Origin of the sequence: Pseudomonas sp. NFIX49 (assembly GCF_900115915.1) — a bacterium.
Lineage (GTDB): Bacteria > Pseudomonadota > Gammaproteobacteria > Pseudomonadales > Pseudomonadaceae > Aquipseudomonas > Aquipseudomonas pharyngis.
The window spans coordinates 35,865-49,318 of record NZ_FOYE01000003.1; the positions used below are offsets into that span (position 1 = coordinate 35,865).

Annotated in this window: 8 protein-coding genes; 4 read left to right on the forward strand and 4 right to left on the reverse strand. The window is 62.0% G+C overall.

Features of this window, described 5'->3' with window-relative positions:
* Window positions 1–138: 138 nt before the first annotated feature.
* The gene (locus BMZ46_RS08375; protein ID WP_074687874.1) at window positions 139–6,549 is read right to left on the reverse strand and encodes a non-ribosomal peptide synthetase; all 6,411 of its coding nucleotides are present in this window, start codon (window positions 6,547–6,549) and stop codon (window positions 139–141) included.
* Between the two features lie 492 nt (window positions 6,550–7,041).
* On the opposite strand from BMZ46_RS08375, the gene BMZ46_RS08380 reads away from it, so the two are divergent.
* The 4 genes from BMZ46_RS08380 (at window position 7,042) to BMZ46_RS08395 (ending at window position 10,550) form a co-directional block, all read left to right on the forward strand.
* A complete protein-coding gene (locus BMZ46_RS08380) occupies window positions 7,042–7,836 on the forward strand; it encodes a helix-turn-helix transcriptional regulator (RefSeq protein WP_074687873.1) in 795 nt (264 codons plus the stop codon).
* 62 nt (window positions 7,837–7,898) lie between these two features.
* Window positions 7,899–9,317, forward strand: a complete 1,419-nt coding sequence (adeC, locus tag BMZ46_RS08385; RefSeq protein ID WP_074687872.1) for an AdeC/AdeK/OprM family multidrug efflux complex outer membrane factor — start codon at window positions 7,899–7,901, stop codon at window positions 9,315–9,317.
* Window positions 9,318–9,468: 151 nt separating this feature from the next.
* Window positions 9,469–10,074: an SCO family protein gene (locus BMZ46_RS08390; RefSeq protein WP_039770777.1), complete on the forward strand. Its 606-nt coding sequence runs from the start codon at window positions 9,469–9,471 to the stop codon at window positions 10,072–10,074.
* Complete coding sequence (locus tag BMZ46_RS08395) at window positions 10,074–10,550, forward strand: copper chaperone PCu(A)C (RefSeq protein ID WP_074687871.1); 477 nt, start codon at window positions 10,074–10,076, stop codon at window positions 10,548–10,550. The genes BMZ46_RS08390 and BMZ46_RS08395 overlap by 1 nt, the downstream gene beginning before the upstream one ends.
* 83 nt (window positions 10,551–10,633) lie before the next feature.
* Here BMZ46_RS08395 and BMZ46_RS08400 read toward each other — a convergent pair whose 3' ends face one another.
* The 3 genes from BMZ46_RS08400 to BMZ46_RS08410 form a co-directional block, all read right to left on the reverse strand.
* On the reverse strand, window positions 10,634–11,050 hold the full coding sequence (locus BMZ46_RS08400; RefSeq protein WP_007956881.1) for an organic hydroperoxide resistance protein: 417 nt from the start codon (window positions 11,048–11,050) through the stop codon (window positions 10,634–10,636).
* A gap of 158 nt (window positions 11,051–11,208) precedes the next feature.
* On the reverse strand, window positions 11,209–12,222 hold the full coding sequence (locus BMZ46_RS08405) for an ABC transporter substrate-binding protein (protein WP_074687870.1): 1,014 nt from the start codon (window positions 12,220–12,222) through the stop codon (window positions 11,209–11,211).
* A gap of 142 nt (window positions 12,223–12,364) precedes the next feature.
* A complete protein-coding gene (locus BMZ46_RS08410; protein ID WP_074687869.1) occupies window positions 12,365–13,396 on the reverse strand; it encodes a sterol desaturase family protein in 1,032 nt (343 codons plus the stop codon).
* Window positions 13,397–13,454 lie beyond the last annotated feature (58 nt).

The following is a 13,454-nucleotide window of genomic DNA, read 5'->3' on the forward strand; positions in this document are numbered from 1 at the left end:
GTCCGTACGGCGGCGCGCAGCCCGGAAAAGCTAAAACATCGGGGCTTGGGTGTCTGACATGGGAAGCGGGGACAAGACCCGTGACCGGCCAGTCATGGCGTCGATCCGCGGGAACCGCGAATCGACGCCGGTGTCGGCTCAGAGCCGGCGTTTGCGGTTGAGCGTCGGAATGGTGGTTTGCGGGACTTCCACCTGTTTTGCCTGCGCCGAGGTTTGCGCCGCCAGCGCGGCCAGAGTCGGCTGGCTGAACAGCGTTCGCGCATCGACGTGTAGCCCGGCCTGACGCATGCGCGCCACCAGGCTGACCGCCAGCAACGAATGCCCGCCCAGTTCGAAGAAGTGGTCGTTACGCCCGACCTGCTCCAGTTGCAGCACTTCGGCCCAGATCTGCGCCAGCCGGATTTCGACTTCGCCCTCGGGCGCCTCGTAGCGGCGACTGAGCACCGCCTCCGCCCCCGGTGACGGCAAGGCTTTGCGGTCGACCTTGTCGTTCGGGGTCAGGGGTAATGCGTCGAGTTTTACGTAGGCGCCCGGCGCCATGTACTCCGGCAAACGCTCGAGCACATGGGCGCGCAAGGTTTCGATGGGGGGCGCGTCGAAGCCTTCGCGCACGGTGAAATACGCCACCAGCCGTTCGTCCCGGACCAGCACCACCGCTTCACGCACGGCGGGATGCTTGATCAGCCGTGCTTCGATTTCCCCCGGTTCCAGACGCAAGCCGCGCAGCTTGATCTGGAAGTCATTGCGCCCGAGGAATTCGAGGTTGCCGTCCGCCCGGTAGCGCACCAGATCGCCGGTGCGGTACAGGCGATCACCAGCCACGAACGGGCTGTCGATGAAGCGCTCGGCCTGCATCTGCGACAAGCCCAGATACCCCCGCGCGACCCCGACCCCGCCGATGTGCAGGTGGCCGCTGACACCGAATGGCACCGGTTGATCGTGGGCGTCCAAAACGTAGAGCCGAGTGTTACTCAAAGCCTTGCCGATCGGCACCACGGCCTCCGGCACCGGTTGACCCGGCTCCAGCGTCCAGCCGGTGCTGTCGACGGTGGTTTCGGTCGGGCCGTAGACGTTGTGCAGACGCACCCACGGCAGGCGCTCGCGGACGCGCCGGGCCAGTACGGCGGTCAGTTCACCGCCACCGTTGAGCACGTCGGTCAGGCTGGTGCACTGGCTGACATCGTCCTGTTCGATGAACTGTTGCAGCAGCGCCGGCACGAACTTGACCACGGTGATCTGCCGTTCACGAATCACCTGAGTCACATAGGCCGAATCGCGGTTGCCGTCGGGACGCGCCAGCACCAGCCGCAGGCCGGAACACAGCGGCCAGAAAATCTCCCACACCGAACTGTCGAAGCTGAATGGCGCTTTCTGCAACAGCGCGCCGTGCTCGGTCGGCGGGCTGATCTGCGAGCCCCAGTGCACCATGTTGCAGGCGCTTCGGTGCTCGATCATCACGCCCTTCGGCGTGCCGGTGGAGCCCGAGGTGTAGATCATGTAGGCCAGGTTTGAAGCGCTCAAACCCGGTACTTGCAGGTTTTCAGTCGATGCGTCCTGCCAGGTGCAGCGGTCGAAATCGATGGCCGGCACACCCGGATCGTCCAACAGATTGCGGGTGGCCTCATGCACCAGCACCGCCACCGGCGCGCTGTCCTGCAGCATGTAATGCAGGCGTTCCAGCGGATAGTCGGGATCCAGCGGCACATACGCACCGCCGGCCTTGAGAATGCCGAGCAAGCCGATCACCAGATCCAGGCTGCGTTCGACACAGATCGCCACCCGCGAATCCGGTTGCACGCCTTGTTCGCGCAGATGATGCGCCAGACGGTTGGCCTGTTCGTTCAGCTGTCGATAGGTCAGTTGCTGCTCGCCAGCCTGCAATGCGATGGTGTCGGGTCTGCGCTGTACTTGTTGCTCGAACAACACCTGAAGCGGCTGATCGAGCGGACAATCGACTTCGCTGGCATTGAACTCGACCAGCAGTTGCTCAAGCTCCGCCGCCGGCAGGATCGGCAAGCGATTCAGCGGCTGTTGCGGGGTTTGCTCAAGGGCATCGACCAGTGCCTGCAACGCGCTTTGCACGTAGTCGCCGATGCGCTGCGCACCGATGCTCATCAGGGTTCGCGTGGTGATCTGTAAGGCGCTGCCCAAATCATCGACGCTCAGGGTCAGCGGGTAGTTGGTGCGTTCTTCGTTCTCCAGGGTCTGAATGCCTTGCCAGGCTTGGTCCGACGCCGCTTCCTGCGCCTCAAGTTCGGTGTGCCGATAGTTGAGCAACGCACTGAACAGCGGCGCCGGTGACGCAACGCCGCTGCAACGCTGGGCCAGCGCCAGAGACGCATGTTCGTGCCCGAGCAAGTCGGTCAGTCGGGCGTGGGTGAGCAGCACCGCATCGCGCGCGCCACGGTCCATGTCCACCCGCAATGGCAAGGTGTTGATGAACACCCCGAGCGCCCGATCCGCGCCCTCGCCGCCTTGCATCCGGCCCATAAAAACGCTGCCAAACACCACGTGTTCCTGCCCCGAGGTCGCCGCCAGCACCTGCGCCCAGGCCAGGTGAATCAGGCTGGCCACGCTGACGCCGGCCTGCCGCGCCTGAAGACGCAAGCGCCGATCCAGTTCAGGCGCAAGCGTTCGCACGGCTTCGTCGATACCGCGACCGTCGCCCTGCACATCCTGCAAGCCGAACGGCAAGGTCGGCTCGTCGATGTCGGCGAGCATCTCGCGGAAGAACGCTTCGTGTTCCTGCTCGCTGACACCGAATCGGGTCTGGGCCACGTAATTGCGATACGGCACCGCTGGCGGCAGCGGTTCGCCCTGCCCAAGCAAATTGGCGCGCATTTCATGACGCAGGACTTCCAGCGCGATGTGATCCAGCGCCAGGTGATGGAACAACAGAATCGCCACGATCCGCCCTTGGGCCGGGTCGCGCGCATACATCAGCCGGATCAGCGGCGCCTGACTGACGTCGATGCGATAGCGACGGGCATCGAAGCGCTCATGCAGTTGCGCGAGGACATCGCCCTCGACCGGATCAAGATTGACTTCCTGTACCGGCAACTCGGCTTCGCGCCAGACCACCTGCACCGGAGTGGTCAAACCTTCCCAGACCACCGCAGTGCGCAGAATATCGTGGCGCGCCATGACCTGACGCAGCGCCGCCGCATAGGCCTCGACCCGCTCGACGCTGTCGAACGCCAGCTGCGATTGCAGCAGGTACGGATCACCCTGTGCGGCGGTGATGTGGTGATAAAGGATGCCTTCCTGCAACGGCGCCAGCGGATAAATGTCCTGCACGTTGACCGCCCCACCCGGCACCGTGGCGATGATCCGGTCGAGGGTTGCCTGATCCAGTTGCACCAACGGCAACAGATCCGGGGTGATCTGCGTGCAACCTGGCGCAATACGGTTGGCCGGCACTTCGATCTCGCGACCAGTGCCCACCGATGCGGCCAGTGCCGCCAGCGTCGGCTGGCCAAACAGCACGCGCACATCGCTGCTCATCCCCAGCTGACGCATGCGTTCGATCAGGTTGACCGCCAGCAGCGAGTGCCCGCCCAGTTCGAAAAAGTGATCGTGACGCCCGACATTTTCGACTTGCAGCACCTCGGCCCAGATCTGCGCCAGGAGGATTTCGACGTCGCCTTGCGGGGCTTCATATTCGCGGCGGATCAACGCCTCCGGCCCCGGCGCCGGCAACGCCTGGCGATCCAGTTTGCCGTTGGCCGTCAGCGGCAACGCCGTCAGGCGCACGTAGGCCGATGGCAGCATCGCGCTGGGCAGACGGGTCTTGAGGTGAGCATGCAGCTGCGTGATATCCAGCGGCTGGCGTTCGGTGAACCAGGCCAGCAAATGTCCGTCGCGCACCTGCACCACCGCATCGCGCACCGATTCATGGCTGCTCAACGCAGCTTCGATCTCACCGGGCTCGATGCGCACGCCACGGATTTTCACCTGATCGTCGTTGCGGCCCAGGTACTCGAGGGTGCCGTCCGGGCGCCAGCGTGCGAGGTCGCCGGTGCGGTACATCCGCGCGTTGGGCTGGCGGCTGAAAGGATCGTCGAGAAAGCGTTCGGCGGTCAGCTGCGGCCGGTTGAAGTAACCCCGCGCCACCCCGGCGCCACCGACGTACAGCTCGCCGGCCACGCCAATCGGCACCGGGCGTTGTCGGTCATCCAGCAGATAGGCCGTGGCATTGCTCACGGGTTTGCCGATGTGCAGCGTCCGGCCCGGTTCGATTCGGCCCGAGGTAGCGACGACTGTGGCTTCGGTCGGGCCATAGTTATTGATCACCGCGAACGTCTGCTGGCGATTGAACTGGCGCAGGCGATCGCCGCCGATCAGCAGTGTGCGCAAGGTCGGGTGTTCGAGGTGACGACTGAAAGCGTACTCGGCAATCGGGGTCGGCAGGAAACTCACGTCCAGCGGTTGCGCACGCCACCAGTCGAGCAGCGCGTCGATGTCTTCGCCGCCGTCACGAGACGGCGCCAGGTGCAAAGTCGCCCCGGTACACAACGCCGGCCAGACCTCCCAGGCCATGGCGTCGAAACCGAAGCCGGCGAGGCTTGACGTGTGGCAACCGGCGCTCAGGTCAAAGGCCGTGCAATGCCAGTCGACCAGATTCGATAGCGTGTGATGCTCGACCATCACACCCTTGGGCTGGCCGGTGGAGCCGGAGGTGTAGATCACGTAGGCCAGGTGCACGGCGGCCAGTCCCGAGACGTCGGGATTGAGATCGTTGATCGGCCAGCCGCGCGAATCAATTTCGATCACCGGCACGTCGAGCATCGGCAAACGTTCGCGCAGATCGTGCTGGGTCAGGACCACGGCCGGAGCACTGTCGCGCAATAAATAGCTCAGCCGTTCCGCAGGATGAGCCGGATCGACCGGCACATAACCGGCGCCGGACTTGAGAATCGCCAGCAGCGCGACCAGCGTGTCCAGCCCTCGGCGCGCGACCAGCGCCACGCGGGCGTCGGGTCGTACGCCAAGCCCGATCAAATGATGGGCCAGGGCGTTGGCCTGTCGGTTCAGCTCGGCATAGGTCAGCCGCTGTCCCTGAAGTTCGACCGCTACCGCATCCGGGCGTGTCGCCACTTGCGCTTCGATGCGCTGGTGGATGGTCAGGTTTTGAGGGTATTGCGCGCGTGTGTCGTTCCACTGCTGCAAGAGCGCCGATTCGGCCGGCAGGCTCAGGCTGAAATCACCCACCATCAGCGCCGGGTCTTCAAGCCCCTGCTCCAGCACCCACAGCAAGCGCCCGCTCAGCACCGCGATTTCATCGGCGTCAAAGTAGGCCTCGTTGTACACCATGTACAAACTGTCCTCGTAGTCACCACGGCTGCTCAGCAGGTGCACCGACAACGGCGTGCCCTCTTCGTGGTTCGACACTTTGACCACCCGCCCCTGCGCCTCGCCGTAGCGGTACTCATGCGCGTCGCGCTCGTAGGACACGGTCACCTCGAACAGCTGCGAGCGATCCTCGCGCAGCAAGCCGAGGGCACGGTTCATTTCGCTCAAGGGAAAACGCTGGTGGCGAAAGTCTTTTTTCAACTCGTCGTGAATCGCCTTGACCAGCGTCTTGAATGACAACTCGCGGCCAAACCCCATGCGCACCGCGCTGACCTGGGTGAACAGCCCCAGGGTCGATTTGAACCGGGCGCCGGAGCGGTTGAGCAGCGGCACGCCCACCACCCATTCGTCACGCTGGGCGCTGCGGCTGAAATACACATGGATCGCTGCCAGCAGCACATGAAACGCCGATGCGCCGTACTCCCGGGCCACCTGTTTCATGCGTTCGTGCAAGCGAGCCGGAAACACTTGCGAGAAAATCCGGGTCGGTGCCGCAGCACTGGCAAAGCGCTCTTGATAACGCGGCAGCAACAGAGGCTCGGGCCGATGTTGGTATTTGTCCAGCCAATACGCCCGGTCACGGGCGTAACGGTCGGACTGAAAATACCGCGCATCGTCACGGATGAAATCGACATAGGACGGCGCCGAATCGGGCGGCAATTGCCCGAGCGCCAGCGCGTTGTAGATCTCGTCGAGGGATTTGAGCATCTCGCCGAAACCCCAGCCATCGACGATCAGGTGGTGGGCCTGGAGTGACAGCCAATGACGGTCGTCATCGAGCCAGAGCAGACGAAACCGGAACAACGGCCCGCCATCCAGCGTAAACAGTTGCTCGATATTTTCCTGCGTCAGTTGGCGCGCTGCGGCGTATGGATCGGGATGGCTGCGTAAATCGTGTACCGGCATCGGCACCGGCATGGACCGGGCAAAACGTTGCAACGGCAGCCCATCCTCGCCGGCCCCCGGCAGCAGGCTGGTGCGCATCGCGTCATGCCGGGCCACGAGCCCTTCAAGCGCCGCCTGCATCAGCGCCGGATCCAGCGGCCCGGTCAGTTCGACATAGCCACCGATGTTGTACATCGGCGAGTTCCCCTGACGCAGTTGATCAAGCCAGATGTCGCGCTGGGCGGCAGTCAGCGGAAAGGCCTCGGAAATCGCGGACAGACCGTCCGCCGCATCGGCAGCAAATTGGTTCATAAGATCCATCTCACGTGATTTGGCGCGTATTCAAGCATCGGCCCCGAAATCCGCGTGACACGTAAAACCCGGACAGCACTCCCCACTTTGTACAGTTGTGCGAACCAACAGGGCCTGAGAAGTCAGCTAATCCCCTAAAAGTTCGGAAAGAAATGACTGAAAATCCTGTAGGACAATCGCCACACTCGACTACCCGTTAGTGCCCCGCAATGGCGGGGCACCGCGGTCCGAGCCCCGGAATCCGGGGTTCGTACTAGATCGTACAGTCATAGACTACGAGTCCGTACACATTGATCTGACAGAAACGTGACGCCATTTTTTCGGAAATGGTGGCACTTTGTGTCCCTGTTTTCCCCTACAGACGTAGGACAAATGCATAGGCTTAAATCCCGTTCCAGATCGATTTTCAGGAGAAACAACTGGGTGGGCGTTTCACGGGTGCATGCACGGCAGACGATTCGGCAATGGCTCTAAATCAAGGATGACAAGGATATGAACCTGACCGGCAGTCTTCGCAACATGGAAAATCCGCACTTTTACTGGCAACTGGGAGAACTGATCGCCAGCACCGGCAACGAGCGTTTTGCCACCAACATGTTCCAGCTGGTCGACAACCTCGTTCCGGTCAATCGCGTCGATCTCAGTGAGTGGACCCTGGACGAACGGGAGTCCAGTGTGGTCGAGATCAGGGCATTGGGCAGCGCCGGTTTGCCGGACACCTTCCCGCCCCCAGCCCCGTCGCAGCACCCGGACGACCACCCGCTGCTGCAACAGATGATCGAGATGAACGACTCGCTATTGATTCAATTGAAAGCCTCGCTCCAGCATCGACACCCGCACCACAGCGTCCACCAATGCAATCTGGTGTCCCGCACGTCCAACCGCCGTTGCGTCATTTCGTTCTACCGTCCCCACACGCATCGGGTGTTTTCCCTGCCAGAGCTGTCGTTTCTCAAGCGCCTGTCCGACACCCTGTTGCCCTTGATCGAGCGCCACGCGCACATCAGTCGACAAGCCATCGCCCGCCAACCCCGCGCGCCACAAGCCGATCAACCCCAGACGCCGTTGCAACAGGTGTTCGACGAACGCCTGGCGTTGGGTGACATCACCTTGTCGGTGCGTGAGAAAGAGGTCTGTCTGGGCCTGCTGACCGGCGGCACCGTGCCGCAGATGGCGGAAAAGTTGCGGGTCAAGAACAGCTCGATAGAGACCTACCTCAAACGTGCGGCCGCCAAGCTCGGGGTCAGCGGGCGACACGGTCTGGCGAAATGGATGGCCGGGGCCTGATCCGGCATTTTTCTCATTCCGGGCGCCCGGCGTCCGCTCTCATTCGTGAACGAGGCTGTTTGATGTTCAGATTGCCGATTTCCCTGCTGTCCGCTGCGCTGCTGCTGGGCGGTTGCTCACTGATTCCCGATTACCAGCGACCGGCATCGCCGAGCGCTGCGCAGTATCCGCAAGGTCCGGCGTATGCCGCGCAATCCCCGGTCACGCCCCGGGTGGAAGACTGGCGCGCGCTGTTCAATGACCCGGCGTTGCAGCAATTGATTGAAAGCGCGCTGGTCAACAACCGTGATCTGCGGGTGGCCGCGCTGAATGTCGAGGCGTTTCAGGCGCAGTACCGCATCCAGCGCGCCGATCTGCTGCCGGCGGTCTCGGCCAATGCCAACCAACTGCGTCAGCGGGTGCCGTCCAGCGTGACCCGAACCCAAGCGGCGATCACCTCGACCTACTCGGTGAATCTGGGCATCAGCGCCTATGAACTGGACTTCTTCGGCCGGGTGCGCAGCCTCAGCGAGCAGGCGCTGCTGACCTGGCTGTCCACCGAAGAGGCCCGGCGCAGTGCGCAATTGAGTCTGGTGGCCAATGTCGCCAACGCTTACCTGACCTGGCGCGCCGATCAGGAGTTGCTGGTGCTGGCCCGGGAAACGCTGGCCGCCGACGAACGAAGCCTGCACCTGACCACCCGCAACCGCGAGGCCGGCAAATCCTCGGCGCTGGACCAGATTCAGGCGCAGACCAGCGTCGACAGCACCCGCGCAAGCCTGGCCCGCTATCAGCGTCAAGTCGCCCAGGACTTGAACAGCCTGACGCTGCTGGTAGGCGCGCCGGTGCCCGAGCACCTTCCGGCGCGTCCGCTGGACAGTGACCTGGTGGCATCCGTGCCGGCCGGGTTGCCGTCCGATCTGCTGCAACGTCGGCCGGACATTCTCCAGGCCGAATACAAGCTGCGCGCTGCCAATGCCAACATCGGCGCGGCGCGGGCGGCGTTTTTCCCGAGTGTCAGCCTGACCGCCAATGCCGGGACGTCCAGCCGCGACCTGTCCGGGCTGTTCAAGGGCGGCTCCGGGGCCTGGACGTTCCAGCCGCAGATCAACCTGCCGATCTTCAACGCCGGCAGTCTGCGCGCCAGCCTGGACTACGCGAAGCTGCAAAAAGACATCAGCGTCGCCGAGTACGAAAAGACCATTCAGACGGCATTCCAGGAAGTGTCCGACGGCCTCGCGGCGCGCCAGACCTACGAACAGCAACTCCAGGCCCAACGCGATCTGGTGCAGGCGACCCAGGACTACTACGACATGGCGCAGCACCGCTATCGAAGCGGCGTCGACAGCAGCCTGACGTTCCTCGATGCCCAGCGTTCGCTGTTCAGTTCCCAGCAAGGGCTGATTACCGACCGGTTGGCGCAACTGGTTGCGCAAGTGAACCTGTACACCGCGCTGGGTGGTGGCTGGAGCCCGGTCGAGCCGCTTCCACCATCGCCTTGAGTCATTTTTTCTTACACCTTTTGTCGCCTGTTCCGACATTGACAGGTGATCAAAAACCGACCTGCCGGATCATTTTGGTATCATGCGCCGCTTTTACGGTTAACCCGCCCGCCTGTCCTGCCGACCGGCGGGCTCCAAAGGGCGGTATGAAATGACGGCTTTGTTGACTCGCCGCAAGGTGCTTGCGGGAATGGGCGTACTCGGTCTCGGCCTGCTCGCCGGCTGCGACACCCGCGGCGAACTGTCGTACAAGTACGGCAAGGATCTGAGCGACAAGATCCTCGGACGCACCTTCAAGCTCAAGGACACCGAAGGCAACACCGTGACGCTGTCGAGCTTTCGCGGCCTGATGCCGATGATCTTCTTCGGCTTCACCCAGTGCCCGGCGATCTGCCCGACGACGCTGGCCCGCGCCGCGAAAATCAAGAAGCTGATGGGCAAGGACGGCGACATCCTGCAAGTGGTGTTCATCACCCTCGACCCGGAACGCGACACCCCGGAAATCCTCGACGCCTACGTCAAGACCTTCGACCCGAGCTTCGTCGCGCTGTACGGCACCCTCGAAGAAACCAAGGCCACCGCCAAGGAATTCGACGTTTTCTACGAAAAAGTCCCGGCCGGCGACACCTATACCCTTTCCCACACCGCCACCAGCTATGTCTACGACACCCGGGGCACGTTGCGTGTGGGCCTGTCTCAATCGCTTTCTGCACAAGAGTGCACGGAAGATTTGCTTACCGTCATGGAGGTCTGCTGATGAACCCTTTTCTGAACCACATCAAACGTGCCGCACTGGGCCTGTCCCTGCTGGGCCTGGCTTTCCAGGTATCGGCGCAGACCAGGGTCGACGACGCCTGGGTGCGTGCGACCGTGCCGAACCAGTCGGCCAGCGGCGCGTTCATGACCGTCACCGCCGACAGCGACAGCAAGCTGCTCAGCGTTGCCTCGCCGGCGGCCAAGGACGTGCAGATTCATGAGATGACCATGAAAAACGACGTGATGAGCATGGGCCCGGTGAAATCGGTCGACCTGCCGGCGGGCAAAGCCGTCAACTTCGATCCGAATGGCTACCACGTGATGCTGATGGGCCTGACCGCTCAACTGAAGGAAGGCGACAGCGTCCCGCTGACCCTGACTATCGAAAACGCCAAGGGCGAAAAGGAAACCGTGGAAGTGAAAGCGCCGGTCAAGGCGCTGACCATGGAAGGCCACGATCACAGCAAGATGCATTGATCGCTGACTGACAGATTTACGGCCTCAAAAAACAAAAGGGGCGGCATGATCGATGATCATGCCGCCCCTTTTGCATCCGGATGTCAGACCAGTTTCAATTCGACCTCGATATTGTTGCGCGTGGCCTTGGAGTACGGGCACACCTGATGCGCCGCATCCACCAACTGCTGCGCCGCACCGCGCTCCATACCCGGCAGGCTTACATTCAGTCGCGCCTGCAGGAGATACCCTCCCGAGTTGGTACCCAGGTCCACTTCGGCATCCACCGCCAGGTCCGCTGGCAGGCTGATTTTCTGCTGCCCCGCCACCGCTTTCATCGCGCCGATGAAACATGCCGACCAGCCTGCGGCAAACAATTGCTCCGGATTGGTCCCGCCGCCACTGGAGCCGGGCGACGACAGTTTTACGTCGAGGATCCCATCGGAACTGCGCGAGGCGCCGTCACGTCCGCCGGTGGTGTGGGTTTTCGCGGTGTAGAGGACTTTTTCGATCTGACTCATGGCGTTCTCCTGAATGAATAACAGCAGATTGTTCACTCGGCGCCTCTCCCCGCAGCCTTGAGGTGCGCCACCGGTTTCACACAGCCCTCTCACTATAGACGTGGGTTTGTCGCTTACCCGGTCGGCGGACGTGCGGGTTGTTCAGAAATGACGGCCGTTCAACTCCCCGCCCCACCATGCGCCTCTTCAAAGAAATAATCCTTCCAGCTGTCCGCCTTGTTTTTCAGCACGCCCAGCTCCTGCAATTTCTCTGCATAGATAAAGGTGCGCTGCGGCACCACGGTGAAATCGATTTCCGGATCGGTGACGATTTTCTCGACCAGCGCCAGCGGCAGCTTTGACTGTTCAACCCGAATGTAGGCCTGAGCCGCCGCAGGCTTGTCGGCCTTGATGATTTTCGCGGCCTCGGCCAGCGCGTCGTAGAACGCCTTGTAGGTTTTCGGGTTTTCGTCGTGGAATTTTTCCGTGGTGTAGAGCACGTTGAACGTGGCCTGGCCGCCGAGCACGTCGTAGGAGCTCAGCACTTTATGCACGTTGGGATTCTGCAGTGCCTGATACTGGAACGGCGGGCTGGAGAAATGCGCGTTGATTTCCGAGCCGCCAGCGATCAGTGCAGCCGTCGCATCCGGGTGCGGCAGGCTGACGGAAATATCGTCGAATTTCTTGTATTGGTCATTGCCGAATTCCTTGGCCGTTTCGATTTGCAGCGTGCGCGACTGGAAGCCCACACCCGCCGCCGGCACGGCGATGCGATCCTTGTCGCTGAAGTCCTTGAGGGTTTTGACGTTCGGGTTGTTGGTCAGCAGGTAGTTGGGCATCGAGCCCAGCGAAGCGATGGCCTTGACGTTCTGTTTGCCTTTGGTGCGATCCCACACGGTGAGCATCGGCGGCACGCCCGCCGAGACCACGTCCAGCGATCCGGTGAGCAGCGCTTCATTCATGGCGGTGGCGCCGGAAATGCTGTTCCAGTCGACCTTGATGTCCAGGCCCAGGGCCTTGCCGTGTTTCTCGATCAACTGCTGATCGCGCACAACATCCAGAATCAGATAACCGATACCGAATTGCTGGGCAATGCTGATCTTGCCTTCGGCTTGTGCAGTGTTGCCGAGCAACGCGCCGGCCAGCGAGGCCGCCAGCAGCGTCAGTGCAGAACGTTTGAACGGTAGGGCCATGACAACCTCGCAACGATTTATAGAGAAATCTGTGAGGCCGGACTTTATCGCTATAAAAAACGAAATTTAAATACCGTTATCGCATATTGATATCACTGGAAAACCAGCTTCGAAAAACTGATGAACAGGCTGATACCGAAGTTCAAGGCGTACGCTGATTGAACCGGGTTCTAAGACCGTCGGCGTTCAACGACAGGCGCTTCGCGGTGTCCACGAACGGCGTGACGATCAGGCTGTACAGCGTCAGATAACGCGTGCGGTCCTGCTCGCCCGTGCCGAAGCGCAAGGCTTCGGGCTTTGAAGTGGTGACGTAAAGTGTGCCGAACAGCCAGTCCCAGAGTGACAGATTGATCGCGAAATTCTTGTTGAAATGGCGCGGTGCGTCGCTGTGGTGAATCTGGTGCTGGGCCGGGCTGCTGAGCACATGCTCGACTGCCGGCCCGAACGACAGCCAGACATGGCTGTGGCGCAGATTGGAGCCTAGGCTGTTGATGATCAGCACCAGCCAGGTCACGCCGAACAGCGTGTAGCGGCTGACCTCGCCGCCGCAGGCGTACCAGACCGCCCCGGCAAACGCGCCGAGGCCGGCGGTGATGACGATTCGCTCAATGATCGATTCGACGATGTGAATCCGGCTGGCCGTGGCCGGCACCAGCACCGGCGCCGAATGGTGAACCTTGTGGAACTCCCACAGATAGCGGGAATGAAAGGCACGGTGAATCCAGTAATGCAGAAAATCCCTGAGCAGGAACACGCCCAGTCCGTAGAACAGCGCGATCATCGGGTGATCCGGCACTTGCTCGCGCGCGCCCCACAGCTGAGTGAAAAACTGTGCGTAGTCGCCCGAACGCAGAATATGCGGGTCGACCAGGCCGACCACGGGCAACACCAGCGTCACCCGAAGAATCGCCTTGATGAAGTAATAACGGTAATCCAGCCAGGCCGAACGATGCCCGTGAACACGACCGCCGCCGACAAATTGCCAGAAGGATCGGGCTTGCGTCAGGTGCCGGGATTTTCGGTGGCGATAAAGGCCGTATGCCACGCCGTAGGACGTGAGCAGAAACACCACACCGAGGCGGCCGTTCAAATCGAACAGGCCAAGGAACCGTTCGGTGACCGGATCGATCACCCAGCGGCTGAGCTGCGCAAAGAGTTGCGTGAGGACATCCACGGAGCTTGATCTCCATCAGAGGTCGCGCATTGTAAATCGCACTGGTTCGCAAATGCAG

Bases quoted from the DNA above. Each gene is read 5' to 3' on its own strand.
- BMZ46_RS08375 (WP_074687874.1), bottom strand. From the start codon at position 6,549: ATGAACCAATTTGCTGCCGATGCGGCGGACGGTCTGTCCGCGATTTCC.
- BMZ46_RS08380 (WP_074687873.1), top strand. From the start codon at position 7,042: ATGAACCTGACCGGCAGTCTTCGCAACATGGAAAATCCGCACTTTTAC.
- adeC (WP_074687872.1), top strand. From the start codon at position 7,899: ATGTTCAGATTGCCGATTTCCCTGCTGTCCGCTGCGCTGCTGCTGGGC.
- BMZ46_RS08390 (WP_039770777.1), top strand. From the start codon at position 9,469: ATGACGGCTTTGTTGACTCGCCGCAAGGTGCTTGCGGGAATGGGCGTA.
- BMZ46_RS08395 (WP_074687871.1), top strand. From the start codon at position 10,074: ATGAACCCTTTTCTGAACCACATCAAACGTGCCGCACTGGGCCTGTCC.
- BMZ46_RS08400 (WP_007956881.1), bottom strand. From the start codon at position 11,050: ATGAGTCAGATCGAAAAAGTCCTCTACACCGCGAAAACCCACACCACC.
- BMZ46_RS08405 (WP_074687870.1), bottom strand. From the start codon at position 12,222: ATGGCCCTACCGTTCAAACGTTCTGCACTGACGCTGCTGGCGGCCTCG.